The organism is Aeromonas sp. FL131, assembly GCF_049860615.1.
Classification (GTDB): Bacteria; Pseudomonadota; Gammaproteobacteria; order Enterobacterales; family Aeromonadaceae; genus Aeromonas; species Aeromonas hydrophila.
In genome coordinates this window covers 55,740-70,629 of sequence record NZ_CP187595.1, presented here as the reverse complement: position 1 = coordinate 70,629, position 14,890 = coordinate 55,740, and the positions used below count along the sequence as shown (strand labels likewise).

Here is a 14,890-nt window from a genome sequence, read left to right as displayed (position 1 = left end):
CGTCAGTTCACCGGATCCGTCATCAGGCCGACCTGAGGCACACCCGCTTTCTTGAGGGCCACCATCAGCAGGATCACCTCTTCGTAGCGCACCGACTTGTCGCCGGCGACCACCACGGGGGCGTTCTGGTTGATGGCCAGGTAACCCATGGCCTTCTCGGTGATGTATTGCTGCATCGCCTCGGGAGTACCGGCAGGCACCGGCTCGTCATCGGCCTCGCCGGCCTTGATGACGTACTCACCCTCGGTGTTGACGCTGACGATGAAGGGCGGCTTGGCATCTTCCGGCAACTGCTCGGATTCCGCCTGCGGCAGGTCAACCTTGACCCCTTGCGTGATCACGGGCGTCACCGCCATGAAGATGATAAGTAGCACCAGCATGACGTCGATATAGGGAACCACGTTGATCTCGGCCACCTTCTTGCGCCGGATCCGCTGATAGGTTTGCATTACTGATCACCCTGCTGCTGAGCAATTTGACGGTTCAGAATGGTGGTGAACTCGTCCATGAAGTTGGCGTAGGCGTTTTCCAGCCGCTCGACCTTGTTGGAGAAGCGGTTGTAGAAGATAACGGCCGGGATGGCGGCAAACAGACCCATGGCGGTGGCGATCAGCGCTTCCGCGATACCGGGTGCCACCATCTGCAGGGTGGCCTGCTGCACCTGACCCAGGGCGATAAAGGCGTTCATGATTCCCCAGACGGTACCAAACAGACCGATGTAGGGGCTGATGGAGCCGATGGTCGCCAGCACCGGCAGGTTGGATTCCAGTTCGTCCACGGCGCGGGAAAGAGAGACCCGCATGGCACGGTAAGTACCGTCCATCACTGCATCCTGACCACGGGCACCGGCCTTGAGCAGACGGGCGTACTCCTTGAAGCCGGAGTAGAAGATGTCTTCCATGCCTTCGATGTCGTCGCGACGAGAGGAGGACTCCTGGTAGAGACGATTCAGATCGACCCCGGACCAGAATCTGTCTTCAAATTGCTCCGATGCGAGATTGGCTGCCTTGATGGCCTTGGAACGCTGGATGATCAGCGCCCAGGAGACTACCGACATACCCATCAGGGTCATCATGACCAGTTTTACCAGCAGGCTGGCTTGCCAAAACAGGCCAATAAACGAAATTTCAGCGTGCACTTAACAGCACTCCCTTCACATTTTCAGGTATTGCAACAGGTTTCATATGCGGATGACTGACACAGGCTATCTGTACCATGGCCTGGGTGATCAGTCGTCCATCAGCCGCCAGTATCCGTTGTGAAAAACGCATGGAGGCGCGTTTCACTTCAGTCACTTGCGTTAATACAGTCAAAAGCTCATTAAATCGGGCCGCCGAGCGGAAATCGATCTCTGTTCGACTCACCACAAACGCGAACCCGTCGCGCAGCATGACATCCTGTTCGATGCCGCCGCAGCGCAGGAACTCGGTGCGAGCACGTTCCATAAACTTGAGATAATTGGCGTTGTAGACGATGCCCCCGGCATCGGTGTCTTCGTAGTAGACCCGTACCGGAAACTCAGAGACTTCCCCCATAACAATCTGTGATCCATTCGACAGTCAGATGGGGGGCTATCATAGCGCAGGGCTGAATAGGAAAGAAGCAGGGGGAAGCAGGGAAATCCTGCCTCCCCCCGTTTTTTATGAAAGGAAATAGCCTTGGGTCAACCAGAGCCCATATAACAAACTGGGCCAGGCGAGCCAGGGGCAAAACAGCACACGACCGATGAGGCTGCGGGGATGAAATCCCAGCCCGCGCATGACGCCGCAACAGACCGCCCACATCAGCCAGGGTGCGAGCCAGAGCCCGTGTTCACTGGTATTGGCGGCCACCAGGTTGGGAGCCTGTAAAATGGCGACGGCCAGCAGGGCCGCCGCCAACAGCATCAACCCCTGCCAGGGTTGGCGCTCCAATGGAGCGGCCAACCGGGCGAGTCGATCACTTGTTCTCATCGATCTGGCGATCCATGTTCTCGGTGTGCTCCAGCCAGAGCGCATTGATGATGCCGAATGCGCAAGCCAGCAACAGACCCAGGATCCAGGTGAAATACCACATATCAGGGCACCTTCTTAGTAGAGCGATTGTTGGTTGTCTTCGATGTGCTTGCTGGTCACCCGGCCGAACATCTTGATGTAGGTCCACAGGGTATAACCCAGCACAATCGGTACGAAGATGGCTGCCGCTACCGTCATCACCTTGAGGGTGTTGAAGGAGGCAGTGGCATCCCACATGGTCAGGCTCAGTGACGGCTCAAGACTGGAAGGCATCACGAACGGGAACATGGAGAAGCCCGCAGTCAGGATCACGCCGGCAACCGCCAGGGAGGAGGTAGTGAACGCCAGCCAGCCCTTGTTCAGTTTGGCGAACAGCGCGGTCAGCAGGCTCATGGCCAGACCCAGCACAGGTGCTGCAACCATCCAGGGATAGAGGCTGTAGTTGTTCATCCAGGCTCCGGCCTGACGCACCACTTCCTTGTTCATCGGATTGGAAACGGCATCGGTCGCGGCCGCCTTGACCACCACATAGCCTTCCATGCCGCTGACCCAGAAACCGGCCAGACCGAACAGCACCAGCGTCAGCAGCGAGCAGATCATGGCGGCAGTGCGGGAGCGGGCCAGCACTTCACCGTCGGTCTTCATCATCAGCCAGGTCGCACCCTGAGTGACCAGCATGAACAGGCTCACCAGGCCGGCCAGCAGGCCGAACGGATTGAGCAGACCGAAGAAGTTGCCGTGATAGGTCAGCATCATGAACTGGTTGAAGTCGAACGGTACGCCCTGCAGCAGGTTGCCGAATGCCACGCCAAACACGATGGGCGGCACCGCACTGCCGACAAACAGCGCCCAGTCCCAGTTGCTGCGCCACTTGGCGTCTTCACGCAGGGAGCGGTACTTGAAGCCGACCGGGCGGAAGAACAGGGCCATCAGCGTCAGGATCATGGCGATGTAGAAGCCGGAGAAGGCTGCGGCATAGACCATGGGCCAGGCGGCAAACAGGGCACCACCGGCAGTCACCAGCCATACCTGGTTGCCTTCCCAGTGCGGGCCCATGGTGTTGAGCATCACCCGACGCTCGACATCCTTCTTGCCGACGAAGGGGAGCAGTGCGCCCACCCCCATATCGAAGCCGTCGGTGATGGCGAAACCGATCAGCAAGACACCGACCAGCACCCACCAGACCAGACGCAACATTTCGTAATCAAACATGGGTTACTCTCCTTATGCCTTGCTCTGTTCGAAGTGGTACTTGCCCGTCTTCAGGCTGCTTGGGCCCAGACGCGCGTACTTGAACATCAGGTACATCTCGATGATCAGCAGTACGGTATAGAACAGGCAGATCCCGATCAGGGAGAACCAGATCTCGGACGCCGGCACATTGGATGCAGAGACGGAGGTCGGCAGCACTTCGGCGATGGTCCAGGGCTGACGGCCATACTCAGCGACGAACCAACCACACTCGATGGCGATCCAGGGCAAGGGGATACCGTACAGCAGCGCCTTGAGCAGCCATTTGCGCTCGCCGATCTTGTGACGGGTGCTGTCATAGAAGGCCAGACCGATCAGCAGCAGCATCAGCATGCCGCAGGCAACCATGATGCGGAAGGCAAAGAACAGCGGCGCAACCTGCGGGATGGAGTCATCCACGGCAGCCTTAATCTGTTCGTCGGTGGCATCGGTGACGTTGTTGGTGTAGCGCTTGAGCAGCAGACCGTAGCCCAGATCCTGCTTCACTTCATCGAAGCGGGCACGGGTATCGTCGGACTTGTCGCCGGATTGCAGCTTGGTCAGCAGGTCGTAGGCGGTCATGCCGTTGCGCACGCGCAGCTCATGCTCGCTCTTCAGATCCTTGAGGCCGGTGACCTGACCATCCAGGGAACGGGTGGCGATGATGCCGAGCGCATAGGGGATCTTGATGGCGTAGTCGGTGCGCATCTCTTCCTGATTCGGAATACCGAACAGGGTAAAGGAGGCAGGTGCCGGCTCGGTGTTCCACTCGGCCTCGATGGCCGCCAGTTTCACCTTCTGCACTTCACCGGTCTCGTAACCGGACTCGTCACCGAGGATCAGCACGGAGAGGATGGAAGCCATGCCGAAAGCGGCTGCAATGGCGAAGGAGCGACGGGCAAAGGCCACATCACGATTCTTCAGCAGGTAGTAGGAAGAGATACCCAGCACGAACATGGCGCCCGTGGTGTAGCCGGCCGCGACGGTATGCACGAACTTGACCTGGGCAACCGGGTTGAACACCAGCTCGGCGAAGCTCACCATCTCCATCCGCATGGATTCAAAGTTGAACTCGGCACCGACCGGGTTTTGCATCCAGCCGTTGGCCACCAGGATCCAGAGGGCGGAGAGGTTGGTCCCGAGTGCCATCAGCCAGGTCGCAGCCAGGTGCTGACGCTTGGAGAGACGATCCCAACCGAAGAAGAACATACCGACGAAGGTGGATTCCAGGAAGAAGGCCATCAAGCCTTCGATGGCCAGCGGGGCCCCGAAGATATCGCCGACGTAGTGGGAGTAGTATGCCCAGTTGGTACCGAACTGAAACTCCATGGTCAGCCCTGTGGTGACCCCAAGGGCAAAGTTGATACCAAACAACTTGCCCCAGAACTTGGTCATGTCCCGGTAGACAGGGTTGTTGGTCATCACATAGACAGACTCCATGATCGCCAGAATGAAGGCCATTCCGAGCGTCAGGGGCACAAACAGGAAGTGATAAAGGGCCGTCGCAGCGAATTGGAACCGCGATAGGTCTACCACATGCTCAGCAATCATGATGTTTCCTCACCGATTATTGGCACGGCTATTTTAAGTTTTAAGGACAAAGCTTCCGTTGGAAGTCCCCGAATTATCGGTCATGTTCCAGTTTTGCACTGACGACCGGATTCGACTGCCACCACATTAACAACAAGGCAATAATAGGGAACAAAAAAAGCTAATGTTTAACAATTACAAAACAATCCAGCTTGCTTTATTCCCGCCCATAATGACCTGCGTTTTATATCACCTTTATTTGATTGAAATCAATGTAAAACCATCATGAATACATGCCTTTTAAAGGCATTTTCACGACCAATGAGATTTATTTTAGAGAGCTGCGTCACAAAAAAACAAAGATCGCAAATCATTGATTTAAATCAAATTTATATTTATCACCAATTAGTAATGGTTCTGTTAAAAAACAACTGGCAAGGTCGTTTTCATAATGTTTCCCGTGGCTGTGCCGGGTCCGAATAAAACTAATTAAAAACCACTAAAAACGCATGTTCATGCTAATTCCACAAGCCGGCAAAATGATTAGTTAATCTAATCTGAGATAGGTAATTTTTCTTGTTTGTCCGAGTCCGATAGAGCTCCTACAATGCGCCTCGCAGTGAGGGCATACCCTTGGATACAGGCCGGTCAATCTGGGTTCCCGGTACGTATTCGATGAACATTTCGAACCTGTTTATTGGAATCAAAGATGAAAAAGTTTGTTGCTAAAACCATCCGTTACTACAAGCTTTCGTTCGTGCAGCTCTATCAAATGAACCGACTCTGAGGCCTCGCGACGGCTCCTCTGTTTTTTTTACCGGTCTGTCTCCAGACGCACTCACTGTCTGTGAACATCCATCCTGAATTGTCTTTGCCCACCGCATCCGCAGTGGGCTTTTTTTTTGCCCGGATAACAAAAAACCGCCTCTGGCGGCGGTTTTTTGGTCAATCAGCTATTTTCACCCTTCATCTGGCCGTTGCAGGCCAAAATGCGCATAAGCTCTTGGTGTCGCGATCCGCCCTCTGGGTGTACGTTGCAGATAGCCCTGCTGGATCAGATAAGGCTCGAGTACATCCTCGATAGTGTCCTTCTCCTCCCCGATGGCAGCCGCCAGGTTGTCGAGCCCCACCGGCCCGCCCAGAAACTTGTCTATCACAGCCAACAATAACTTGCGGTCCATGAAGTCGAAGCCTTCATTATCCACGTCCAGCATGTCCATGGCTCGGGCCGCTATGGGTCCATCGATGCGGCCATCAGATTTCACCTGGGCAAAATCGCGCACCCGGCGCAACAAACGGTTAGCAATTCGCGGCGTACCGCGCGAACGACGCGCCACCTCCAGTGCACCGTCTTCCGTCATATCGAGCCCGAGGCAACGGGCGCTGCGCGCGACGATGTCGGTCAGATCCTTGACGTTGTAGAACTCGAGCCGTTGCACTATGCCAAAACGATCCCGCAGCGGACTGGTGAGGGAGCCAGCCCGGGTAGTGGCACCGATCAGGGTGAAGGGGGGCAGATCGAGCTTGATGGAACGGGCGGCGGGCCCCTCCCCGATCATGATGTCGAGCTGGTAATCCTCCATCGCCGGGTAGAGCACCTCCTCCACCACCGGACTGAGGCGGTGGATCTCGTCGATGAACAGCACGTCGTTTGGTTCGAGGTTGGTGAGCAGTGCCGCCAGATCGCCGGCCTTCTCCAGCACCGGGCCGGAAGTGGTCTTGATGTTGACCCCCATCTCGTTGGCCACGATGTTGGCCAGCGTCGTCTTGCCAAGCCCCGGCGGGCCGAAGATCAACAGGTGATCGAGCGCCTCGCCACGCTGGCGCGCCGCCGCAATGAAGATCTCCATCTGCTCGCAGACGGGATCCTGACCGGTGTAATCGGCCAGCAGCTTGGGCCGGATGGCCCGATCGATGACTTCCTCTTCTCGCCCGCCGGAGGCGGAGATGAGACGATCCGCTTCAATCATTGTCTACCTCACACCAGGCTGCGCAGTGCTTCACGGATGATATCTTCCACCGACATGCCATCGGCAGCGACCTTGCTGACGATCTGGCTGGCCTGCTGCGGCTTGTAGCCGAGCGCCACCAGCGCGCTGGCCGCCTCTTCGCTCGAATCCGGCGCCCGCAGGGCACTCTCTCTGGCAGGCAGGGTGATCTCGGCCGGCGAGAACAGATCGTGGCTGACCCAGCCCTTGAGCCTGTCCTTCATCTCCACCACCAGCCGCTCGGCGGTCTTCTTGCCCACCCCCGGCAACTTGACCAGGGAGCTTATCTCTTCGCGCTCGACGCTCAGCACGAACTGGGTGGCGGTCATGCCGGAGAGGATGGCCAGCGCCAACTTGGGACCGACCCCGTTGGTCTTGATCAGTTCGCGAAACAACGCCCGTTCCTGCTTGTGGTTGAAGCCATAGAGCAGCTGGGCATCTTCCCGCACCACGAAGTGGGTGTGGATGGTCGCCTCCTTGCCGATCTCGGGCAGATCATAGAAGCAGCTCATGGGCATCTGTACCTCATAGCCCACGCCCCCGACCTCCAGCAGTACCTCGGGGGGTTGTTTCTCAATGACTACGCCTCTCAAGCGACCAATCACGGCAATCTCCTCACCAAACCAGCTATCTGTAAATTGGCTCATAGCATAAAGAATAACTGGATAAGTATCCAGCATAGGGCGGTGAGGATCGGGGCGGATTCTCGGCACGTTCGCCCGTTGCCAGCCATGCTTGGATCCAGGCATGGCAACAACTTTATTTTTCATCGGGAATGGCGGATTCCAGCCATTGATAAAACACTGAATTGGGTTTGTTCGGAGCCAAGGAAGGTCCTGTATCATGAAAATTGTCACCACATCGAATCTCGGGCTGACCATTCTGCTCAGCTGCACGCTGGGGATGGGCATCGTCGGCTGGTATGGCAGCCAGCGACTGGCCGACCTGCTCTCCTATGTATTGGGCGCCGCCTGGCAGACTGCCGACGGCGCCATGGAAGGGTCCATCGAGCTAGGCAACCAGTCGCTCTACATCCAGAAGATGCTCAGAGGCATGCCGCTCGACGAGCCGGAACTGCAACGCGCCAGAGCGGCCACCGCCGATGCCATGCGCCGGGTGGGGGAAGGCCGGCTGATCGACGCCACCGCCATCGGCACGATGGAGCAGCAGCATCTGGCCTATCAGCAGCAACAGGAGCAGTTGCTGGCACTCTACCGGGCCTTTACCAGCGTCGATCAGGCGCTGCGCGCCAGCTCGGAGCGCATGTCCCGCCTCTCCACCCAGCTTGAGGTGGTGGGGGACGGCGCGGTCGAGAGCCTGACCCAGTCGCCGGATCAGGCCATCAGCTGGAATGGTGGTCTGGCTACCCGCTGGCATGCCGCCGATGGCGGCATGGAGGCCAACATCGGCTTCCTGCGCCAGCTCTATGCACTGGAGAAGATGCAGAGCGAGGGGCCGACTCCAGCCATCCAGGCCGAGATGAAGGAGGCAACCCGCTTCTATCAAGAGGCAGTCGACGCCATGCTGGGCAGTGGCATGTTTGATGTGCCCGGCGAAGGAGAATTTGCCGGCCAGTCGCTGGCAATCCAGTACCGCACCTTGCAAACCGAGGTGCAGCGGCTGATGGTGCAGTGGATGGCGGCACTGAGCGAGTATCAGGGTCAACTGGTCAACTATGAACGCAGTGCCGACCAGCTCAAGCAGCAACTGGTCGAGGTCGAAGCCAAGGGGGACGCCACGGTCGAGGATCAGGTGAACCAGCTCAACAGCATCATCAGCCACACCAAGAACCTGCTGCTGGGGGGTCTGCTGTTGAGCCTGCTGCTCGTGACCCTGTGCGGCTTCTGGCTGGTGCGCACCATCGTCAAACCCCTGCTGCAGGTCAATCAACGCATGCAGGATATCGCGGCAGGAGAAGGGGACCTCAATGCCCGCATCAATCTCAAGCGCGACGACGAGATTGGCTCGCTGGCCGGCAGCGTGGATCGCTTCATCGAGAAACTGCAGAAGATGATCAGCTCCACCATGGACAACAACCAGCACATCAGCGAGCACGTCCACACCTCGGTCAACCGGGTCGAAGCCATCAGCCAGAGCAGCCGCCAGACCGCCGAACACGCCCAGGCACTGCACCACGACAGCGAGCAGATGGTCCAGGTCGCCACCTCCATCTCGGACAACTGCAGCCTGGCGGCGCAAAACGCCAACGAGGTACGCCAGCTCACCGCCGAGAGCAGCCAATACGTGACTTCCGCCAGCAACGGCATGCAGCGGGTAGTGGTGGAAGTGGGCGAGTGCGCCAACGCCATCAACGCCCTCAAGGAACAGGCCAGCCAGATTGGCCAGATCATCTCCACCATCAGCAGCATTTCGGAACAGACCAACCTGCTGGCGCTCAATGCCGCCATCGAGGCGGCCCGGGCCGGTGAAATGGGCCGCGGCTTTGCCGTGGTGGCCGACGAGGTGCGCACCCTGGCCAATCGTACCGCCTCCTCCAGCGCCGAAATAACCGAGGTGATCAACAACATCCAGCAACAGACCGAGAAAGCCTATCTGATGATGCAACGCAATCTGAAGACGGTGGAATCCGGCATGGAAGACTCTGACAACACCAGGCAGATCCTGTTCAAGGTGGAAGAGGCCATCGACCATCTGGCGGACATGGTGCAACAGGTGGCGGATGCCACCGGCCAGCTCTCCCATACCCTCAGCCACACCTCGGACAAGGTCTCCGGCATCAGCCTGCAGGCCCAGACCGGCGAGCAGGAGGCGCAGGAGTGCCTGCAGCTCGCCTCCTCCCTGCATCAGGCCAGCCTGCTGCAACAGCGCCTGCTATCGCAATTTCGGGTCTGACCAACGCGGGGGCTATGTCCCCGCTTTCTCCCGTCGTACGAATTTAGCCCTTGGGCCGCAGGGTCCGGCCTGTTAAAATTCCGCTCTTGAAATTATCCAGGGCCCAGCCGCCCGTCTTAGCTAAGGTCTACCGCGATGCGTACCAGCCAATATCTGCTTTCCACTCTCAAGGAAACCCCGTCCGATGCCGAGATCGTCAGCCACCAGCTGATGCTGCGCGCCGGCATGATCCGCAAACTGGCCTCCGGCATGTATGCCTGGCTGCCGTCCGGTCTGCGGGTTCTGAAAAAAATCGAGAACATTGTTCGCGAAGAGATGAACAATGCTGGTGCCATCGAAGTCTCCATGCCGGTGGTGCAACCCGCCGAGCTGTGGCAGGAGTCCGGCCGCTGGGATGACTACGGTCCCGAGCTGTGCCGTCTGACCGACCGCCACAACCGTCCCTTCGTGCTGGGTCCGACCCACGAAGAGGTGATCACCTCGCTGGTGCGTTACGAAGTGAACAGCTACAAGCAGCTGCCGCTCAACCTCTACCAGATCCAGACCAAGTTCCGCGATGAAGTACGTCCCCGCTTCGGCGTGATGCGCGGTCGCGAATTCCTGATGAAGGACGCCTACTCCTTCCACATCGACAAGGCTTCGCTGATCGAAACCTACGAGCGGATGCACGCCGCCTACTGCGCCGCCTTCACCCGCATGGGGCTGAACTTCCGTCCGGTGCAAGCCGATACCGGCTCCATCGGTGGTACCGGCTCCCACGAATTCCAGGTGCTGGCCGAGAGCGGTGAAGACTTGATCGCCTTCTCCGACAGCTCCGATTACGCCGCCAACATCGAGATGGCCGAAGCGCTGGCACCGGCTGGCGAGCGTGCTGCCGCCACCGCGGCCCTGACCAAGGTCGCCACCCCGGCCGTCCACACCATCATTGATGTGGCCGCCTTCCTGAACGTGGCGCCGAGCGCCATCGCCAAGACCCTGCTGGTGCTGGGCGAAGAGGACGAGCACGGTAAACAGGCCGTCATCGCCCTGGTCCTGCGTGGCGACCACGAGCTGAACGAAATCAAGGCCGAGAAGCTGGCAGGCGTTGCCAACCCGCTGACCTTCGCCAACGACGAGCAGATCAAGGCAGCTGCCGGTTGCGACGCAGGCTCCATCGGCCCGGTCGGCTTTGCCGGTCGCATCATCGCCGATCGCAGCGCCGCCCATCTGGCGGACTTCGTCTGTGGCGCCAACGAGACCGGCTTCCACCTGACCGGTGCCAACTGGGATCGCGACATCGCTACCTATGAAGTGGCCGACCTGCGCAACGTGGTAGAAGGCGACCCGAGCCCGTGCGGCCAGGGCAAGCTGCTGCTCAAGCGCGGCATCGAAGTAGGCCATATCTTCCAGCTGGGTACCAAGTACTCCGAAGCCATGAAGGCGAGCGTACTGAACGAGGGCGGCAAGTCCGTCACCATGGAGATGGGTTGCTACGGTATCGGGGTTTCCCGCCTGGTAGCTGCCGCCATCGAGCAGAACAACGACCAGTACGGCATCATCTGGCCGGAAGCCATCGCCCCGTTCGAAGTGGCCATCGTGCCGATGAACATGCACAAGTCCGAGCGCGTGGCCGAGCAGGCACAGCAGTTCTACACCGAGCTGAAAGCCGCCGGTGTGGATGTGCTGTTCGATGACCGTAAAGAGCGCCCGGGCGTGATGTTCGCCGACATGGAGCTGCTGGGTGTGCCGCATGCCATCGTCATCGGCGATCGCGGTCTGGACAACGGCGTGGTGGAGTACAAGTGCCGCCGCACCGGCGAGAAGCAGGAAGTGGCGATCAGCGAGATCGTTGCCCTGCTCAAGGCCAAGCTGGGCCGCTAATTACGCCCCTAGCCACCATAAAAAAGCGCGCCATTAGGCGCGCTTTTTGTTTTCTGCCGCAGGGCAGAGGCGAGGCTGGCCGCAACTAGTTGCGGCCGATGAAGAGATCGGTCACATGGCAGCTGCTTCTGGCTTCCAGCGCATCCAGCATGTAGGCGGCGGCGTCTTCCGGGGTCATGAAGCCGCTGCTGTCCACGTGATCCGAGTTGTCCCAGAATTCACTGCGGATCCCGCTCGGATAGAGGTTCACCAGCCGCAGCGGCGAGCCTTTCAGCTCGGCCCGCAACGACTCCAGAAAACCACGCATGCCCCACTTGGAGGCGCAGTAGAGGCTCTCGTTGGCCTTGCCCACCTGGGCGGCGGAGGAGAGCACGTTGGCCAGCACACCGCCCTTGTCGCCGATGAGGCGCACCGTCTGCTGGGCCACCAGAATGGTGGAGATGAGATTGCTCTCCACCACCCGGCGGATCTGCTCGGCGGTATAGACGCCGACCGGGCCGAACTCGCCCACACCGGCGCAGTGCAGCACCAGCTCGGGCAGGCCGCCCCACTCCACCGCAGCGGCGAACGCCACGTCCACTTCCTCGTGGTGTGCCAGATCGGCGGCGATGCCGATCACCGCCTTGCCGAGCAACTCCTCCTGCTCCTGCAGCCTCTGATAACGACGCCCCATCATGGAGACCTGATGACCGCGTTCAACCAGGCCTATGGTGAGCGCCCGGCCCAGACCGGACCCCGCCCCCGTCACTATGATATGACCCATGCTCTTTCCTCGTCGGATGCCGCCATCGGGATGATGGGGACATCGTCATCAGCAGTTGCCGGAATTAGAAGGTGAATTCGCCGCCGATGAACCAGCCGTCGACCCGCTGGTCAACGCGATCGAAGTCCATGCTCGCATCACGCCAGCCGGCACGCACCTTGAGCGGTACGGTCGCGAACTTGTAGGAGCCACCCAGACGGTAGTCGTAGTTGTCGGCATCCTGCACGCGGGCATCGCCGAAGGCGGCAAAGCCGGTACCCGGGATGCGCACTTCGGCGCCGGTGTAGGCCATCAGCACGTCCTTGTCATAGGAGTAGTGCTGGGTGTTGAAATCGCCATCGTAGCGACGACCGGTCAGACCCAGATCGATCTGGAACAGGTCGTTGTTGAACAGGCGATAGTAGAGGCTCAGGTCATAAGCCATCAGATCGTTGTTGAGGGCGCCGCCGCTGGTACCGAAATCGGAGATCTCGAACTTGGCGTTGGGCAGCAGGATGATGCCGTGCTCCAGTTGCAGGTAGCCGCTCCAGTTGTAGTTCTCGTCGTAGCTGCCGTTGGCCCCGACACCGTTGATCTGGCCGCTGCCCTGAGCATTCCATACATCGGTACCAGCAGCGAAACGCCAGTCATCGGCAGCCATGGCTGCCTGGCTGAACAGGGCCAGTACGCAACCGGCAATCAAGGTCTTCTTCATCACGTCACTCTCTATCTATGGACTGGAAAGGCCATCATTTTACCCAGTGCGACGGGAATACACAGTGTAAAAAACTGAACAAGCGTCCATTAATGTCAGTGCTGCATGCCAGCCATGGGTTCAATCGGCTTCACCGGCAGGCTCAACTCCAGCTTCTGGCCATCATCCATGGTCAATGTCAGCGGGAAAGGGGTGCCCTGAGAGAGCTCGCGCACCTCGAACAGCATGATGTGAAAGCTGCCGGGTTTGAGCGCCACTTCCCCCTTGGCCGGCACCTCAATGCTCTCGACCTGACGCATCTTCATCACACCGTTCTCGTGCAGATGGGTGTGCAGCTCGGCCCGGCCCACCTCGGGCGAGGCGGCAGCCACCAGCTTGACCGGCTGATCGGCATCATTCTTCAGCACCAGAAAGGCGGCGGTGTTGGGCGAGCCCGGCGGCAGCAGGCGCACATAGCCGTCGACGGCCTCGACCTTGGCCAGAGCGGGAGCAGCCAGCCCCAGGGCCAGCAGGGAATAGAACGCACGTTTAAACATGGTTGAAATCCTTTTATGATGTTGTTAAACGCCGCAAAGATTATCGTAGCAGTAAGCTTTTGACAGCCAGCAATAACAAGGATTTAGACATGGACCCCATTATCATTGTCGAGCAGCAGGATGGCTTGCTCACCCTGACCCTCAATCGTCACGACAAGCGCAATGCCCTCAATACCGCCATGTATCGTGCGCTCACCGACGCCTTGCGACAAGCGACGGAAGATGACGCCATCCATGCCCTGCTCATCCAGGGGCAGAGCGACTGCTTTACCGCCGGTAATGACCTGGCCGACTTCGTGGGGAAAGAGACCCTGGAGGCGGACGATCCCATCTTGCAGTTCCTCCACACCCTGGCCGACTTCCCGAAGCCGGTGATCGCCGCGGTCGGCGGTGCGGCGGTGGGCATCGGCACCACCCTGCTGCTGCACTGCGATCTGGTCTATCTGGCCGACAATGCCCGCCTGCAACTGCCCTTTGTCGAGCTGGGGCTGGTGCCGGAGTTTGCCTCCAGCCTGTTGCTGCCGCGCAGTGTGGGTCACTTGAAGGCGGCGGAGCTGTTGCTACTGGCCGAAGCCATCGATGCCGACGAGGCACTGCAGCTGGGGCTAGCCAACCGGGTGCTGGCGGCCGAAGCCCTGCTCCCCTTTGCCCGGGAGCAGGGTTTGAAGCTGGCGGCCAAGGCGCCGAAGGCGCTGCAAAAGAGCAAGGCGCTGCTCAAGCAGGAGCTCAGGCAGGCGGTGCACTTCGTCATCGATCTGGAGGCACGCGCCTTCTCCCTCGCCCTGCTGGGGGAAGAGGCACAAACGCGGATCGCCCAGCGCCTCAAAGGCCGTAAATGATCCTCAGTTGAGGCGAAAACGGCCGATCAGCTCGCAGCCCTGCACCTGATCCTGCAGCTGGATCAAGCGGGCGATGTCGGGATTGGGGTGGCGCTTGAGGAAAGAGAGCAGCGCCGCCCGACAGCAACCCAGTTCGCTGATGAGGGATTCGCACTCCTGGTTCGGACACTGGGGCACCAACGCCGTCACCAGCTCGGAGGCCAGCTTGAGGTAGCGCAACTCATAGGCCGGCTCCTCCATGGCGCGCCAGAAGTCGGCCAGCCGGTGGCAGGTCGCCACCCGCATGCTGGCCAACTCGTCCAGCTCACCGTCACTCAGTTCGTATACCTCGGCGAGGGCCTGCTGATAGAGGCAGATGGCGGTGCCGAGCGCGCCCGCGCCCAGTGCGTTTTCAGCCTCCAGCATGTAACGCTGCCAGATTTGATGGGTCATGCCGATCTCCCAAGTTGATGGGTGGGACTTTTATCATGCCCAGTTGAGAATGAATATCAACCCGATATTTCGTGCAGGTTTTGACCAGATAACGATGCTTGGCTTGGCCCCCATCCCCATATGACTTACCATGCCGATCCACTCTTCAGGAACCGCACACTCCATGCTGCG

Annotated in this window: 16 protein-coding genes; 3 read left to right on the top strand and 13 right to left on the bottom strand. The window is 59.3% G+C overall.

The features are described from left to right. Positions 1-2 precede the first annotated feature (2 nt). From tolR to ruvA, 9 genes are all read right to left on the bottom strand, one after another. On the bottom strand, positions 3-449 hold the full coding sequence (gene tolR / locus ACPW75_RS00400) for a protein TolR (protein ID WP_011707365.1): 447 nt from the start codon (positions 447-449) through the stop codon (positions 3-5). Continuing rightward, the gene (gene tolQ / locus ACPW75_RS00395; RefSeq protein ID WP_011707366.1) at positions 449-1,138 is read right to left on the bottom strand and encodes a protein TolQ; all 690 of its coding nucleotides are present in this window, start codon (positions 1,136-1,138) and stop codon (positions 449-451) included. The genes tolR and tolQ overlap by 1 nt, the downstream gene beginning before the upstream one ends. Next, positions 1,128-1,535, bottom strand: coding sequence for a tol-pal system-associated acyl-CoA thioesterase (ybgC, locus tag ACPW75_RS00390; protein ID WP_011707367.1), 408 nt, complete (start codon positions 1,533-1,535; stop codon positions 1,128-1,130). Before ybgC ends, tolQ begins: the two co-directional genes overlap by 11 nt. 105 nt (positions 1,536-1,640) lie before the next feature. Beyond that, entirely contained in the window at positions 1,641-1,952 is a 312-nt protein-coding gene (locus tag ACPW75_RS00385) for a cyd operon YbgE family protein (RefSeq protein WP_077098181.1), read from the bottom strand. Continuing rightward, on the bottom strand, positions 1,939-2,055 hold the full coding sequence (cydX, locus tag ACPW75_RS00380) for a cytochrome bd-I oxidase subunit CydX (protein ID WP_005304933.1): 117 nt from the start codon (positions 2,053-2,055) through the stop codon (positions 1,939-1,941). The genes ACPW75_RS00385 and cydX overlap by 14 nt, the downstream gene beginning before the upstream one ends. 14 nt (positions 2,056-2,069) lie before the next feature. Next, positions 2,070-3,206 carry a cytochrome d ubiquinol oxidase subunit II gene (cydB, locus tag ACPW75_RS00375; protein WP_011707369.1) on the bottom strand — a complete coding sequence of 379 codons (1,137 nt, stop codon included), beginning with the start codon at positions 3,204-3,206 and terminating at the stop codon, positions 2,070-2,072. A gap of 12 nt (positions 3,207-3,218) precedes the next feature. After that, positions 3,219-4,775, bottom strand: coding sequence for a cytochrome ubiquinol oxidase subunit I (gene cydA, locus ACPW75_RS00370; protein WP_011707370.1), 1,557 nt, complete (start codon positions 4,773-4,775; stop codon positions 3,219-3,221). Between the two features lie 938 nt (positions 4,776-5,713). Continuing rightward, on the bottom strand, positions 5,714-6,724 hold the full coding sequence (gene ruvB, locus ACPW75_RS00365) for a Holliday junction branch migration DNA helicase RuvB (protein ID WP_011707371.1): 1,011 nt from the start codon (positions 6,722-6,724) through the stop codon (positions 5,714-5,716). A gap of 8 nt (positions 6,725-6,732) precedes the next feature. Then, a complete protein-coding gene (gene ruvA, locus ACPW75_RS00360) occupies positions 6,733-7,347 on the bottom strand; it encodes a Holliday junction branch migration protein RuvA (RefSeq protein ID WP_011707372.1) in 615 nt (204 codons plus the stop codon). A 238-nt stretch (positions 7,348-7,585) separates the two neighbouring features. On the opposite strand from ruvA, the gene ACPW75_RS00355 reads away from it, so the two are divergent. Both ACPW75_RS00355 and ACPW75_RS00350 read left to right on the top strand, forming a co-directional pair. Next, positions 7,586-9,595, top strand: coding sequence for a methyl-accepting chemotaxis protein (locus ACPW75_RS00355; RefSeq protein ID WP_077095134.1), 2,010 nt, complete (start codon positions 7,586-7,588; stop codon positions 9,593-9,595). A 135-nt stretch (positions 9,596-9,730) separates the two neighbouring features. After that, positions 9,731-11,455: a proline--tRNA ligase gene (locus ACPW75_RS00350; protein WP_077095135.1), complete on the top strand. Its 1,725-nt coding sequence runs from the start codon at positions 9,731-9,733 to the stop codon at positions 11,453-11,455. 85 nt (positions 11,456-11,540) lie between these two features. Here ACPW75_RS00350 and ACPW75_RS00345 read toward each other — a convergent pair whose 3' ends face one another. The 3 genes from ACPW75_RS00345 to ACPW75_RS00335 form a co-directional block, all read right to left on the bottom strand. Next, the gene (locus ACPW75_RS00345; RefSeq protein WP_011707375.1) at positions 11,541-12,218 is read right to left on the bottom strand and encodes an SDR family oxidoreductase; all 678 of its coding nucleotides are present in this window, start codon (positions 12,216-12,218) and stop codon (positions 11,541-11,543) included. Between the two features lie 64 nt (positions 12,219-12,282). After that, positions 12,283-12,912 (bottom strand): TIGR04219 family outer membrane beta-barrel protein, encoded by a 630-nt coding sequence (locus ACPW75_RS00340; RefSeq protein WP_011707376.1) that lies wholly within the window; start codon positions 12,910-12,912, stop codon positions 12,283-12,285. A 95-nt stretch (positions 12,913-13,007) separates the two neighbouring features. Beyond that, positions 13,008-13,448, bottom strand: a complete 441-nt coding sequence (locus ACPW75_RS00335; RefSeq protein WP_011707377.1) for a copper chaperone PCu(A)C — start codon at positions 13,446-13,448, stop codon at positions 13,008-13,010. An 89-nt stretch (positions 13,449-13,537) separates the two neighbouring features. Here ACPW75_RS00335 and ACPW75_RS00330 point away from each other — a divergent pair, with 89 nt between their 5' ends. Continuing rightward, positions 13,538-14,287: an enoyl-CoA hydratase-related protein gene (locus tag ACPW75_RS00330; RefSeq protein WP_179101285.1), complete on the top strand. Its 750-nt coding sequence runs from the start codon at positions 13,538-13,540 to the stop codon at positions 14,285-14,287. Positions 14,288-14,290: 3 nt separating this feature from the next. Here ACPW75_RS00330 and ACPW75_RS00325 read toward each other — a convergent pair whose 3' ends face one another. Further along, positions 14,291-14,719 carry a DUF2753 domain-containing protein gene (locus ACPW75_RS00325; RefSeq protein ID WP_011707379.1) on the bottom strand — a complete coding sequence of 143 codons (429 nt, stop codon included), beginning with the start codon at positions 14,717-14,719 and terminating at the stop codon, positions 14,291-14,293. Positions 14,720-14,890 lie beyond the last annotated feature (171 nt).

Excerpts from the sequence above, each read along its gene's own strand:
- ACPW75_RS00335 (WP_011707377.1), bottom strand. The coding sequence starts at position 13,448 with ATGTTTAAACGTGCGTTCTATTCCCTGCTGGCCCTGGGGCTGGCTGCT.
- cydA (WP_011707370.1), bottom strand. The coding sequence starts at position 4,775 with ATGATTGCTGAGCATGTGGTAGACCTATCGCGGTTCCAATTCGCTGCG.
- cydB (WP_011707369.1), bottom strand. The coding sequence starts at position 3,206 with ATGTTTGATTACGAAATGTTGCGTCTGGTCTGGTGGGTGCTGGTCGGT.
- ACPW75_RS00350 (WP_077095135.1), top strand. The coding sequence starts at position 9,731 with ATGCGTACCAGCCAATATCTGCTTTCCACTCTCAAGGAAACCCCGTCC.
- ruvB (WP_011707371.1), bottom strand. The coding sequence starts at position 6,724 with ATGATTGAAGCGGATCGTCTCATCTCCGCCTCCGGCGGGCGAGAAGAG.
- tolR (WP_011707365.1), bottom strand. The coding sequence starts at position 449 with ATGCAAACCTATCAGCGGATCCGGCGCAAGAAGGTGGCCGAGATCAAC.
- ybgC (WP_011707367.1), bottom strand. The coding sequence starts at position 1,535 with ATGGGGGAAGTCTCTGAGTTTCCGGTACGGGTCTACTACGAAGACACC.
- ACPW75_RS00330 (WP_179101285.1), top strand. The coding sequence starts at position 13,538 with ATGGACCCCATTATCATTGTCGAGCAGCAGGATGGCTTGCTCACCCTG.
- ACPW75_RS00325 (WP_011707379.1), bottom strand. The coding sequence starts at position 14,719 with ATGACCCATCAAATCTGGCAGCGTTACATGCTGGAGGCTGAAAACGCA.
- ACPW75_RS00345 (WP_011707375.1), bottom strand. The coding sequence starts at position 12,218 with ATGGGTCATATCATAGTGACGGGGGCGGGGTCCGGTCTGGGCCGGGCG.
- ACPW75_RS00385 (WP_077098181.1), bottom strand. The coding sequence starts at position 1,952 with ATGAGAACAAGTGATCGACTCGCCCGGTTGGCCGCTCCATTGGAGCGC.
- ACPW75_RS00340 (WP_011707376.1), bottom strand. The coding sequence starts at position 12,912 with ATGAAGAAGACCTTGATTGCCGGTTGCGTACTGGCCCTGTTCAGCCAG.
- cydX (WP_005304933.1), bottom strand. The coding sequence starts at position 2,055 with ATGTGGTATTTCACCTGGATCCTGGGTCTGTTGCTGGCTTGCGCATTC.
- ACPW75_RS00355 (WP_077095134.1), top strand. The coding sequence starts at position 7,586 with ATGAAAATTGTCACCACATCGAATCTCGGGCTGACCATTCTGCTCAGC.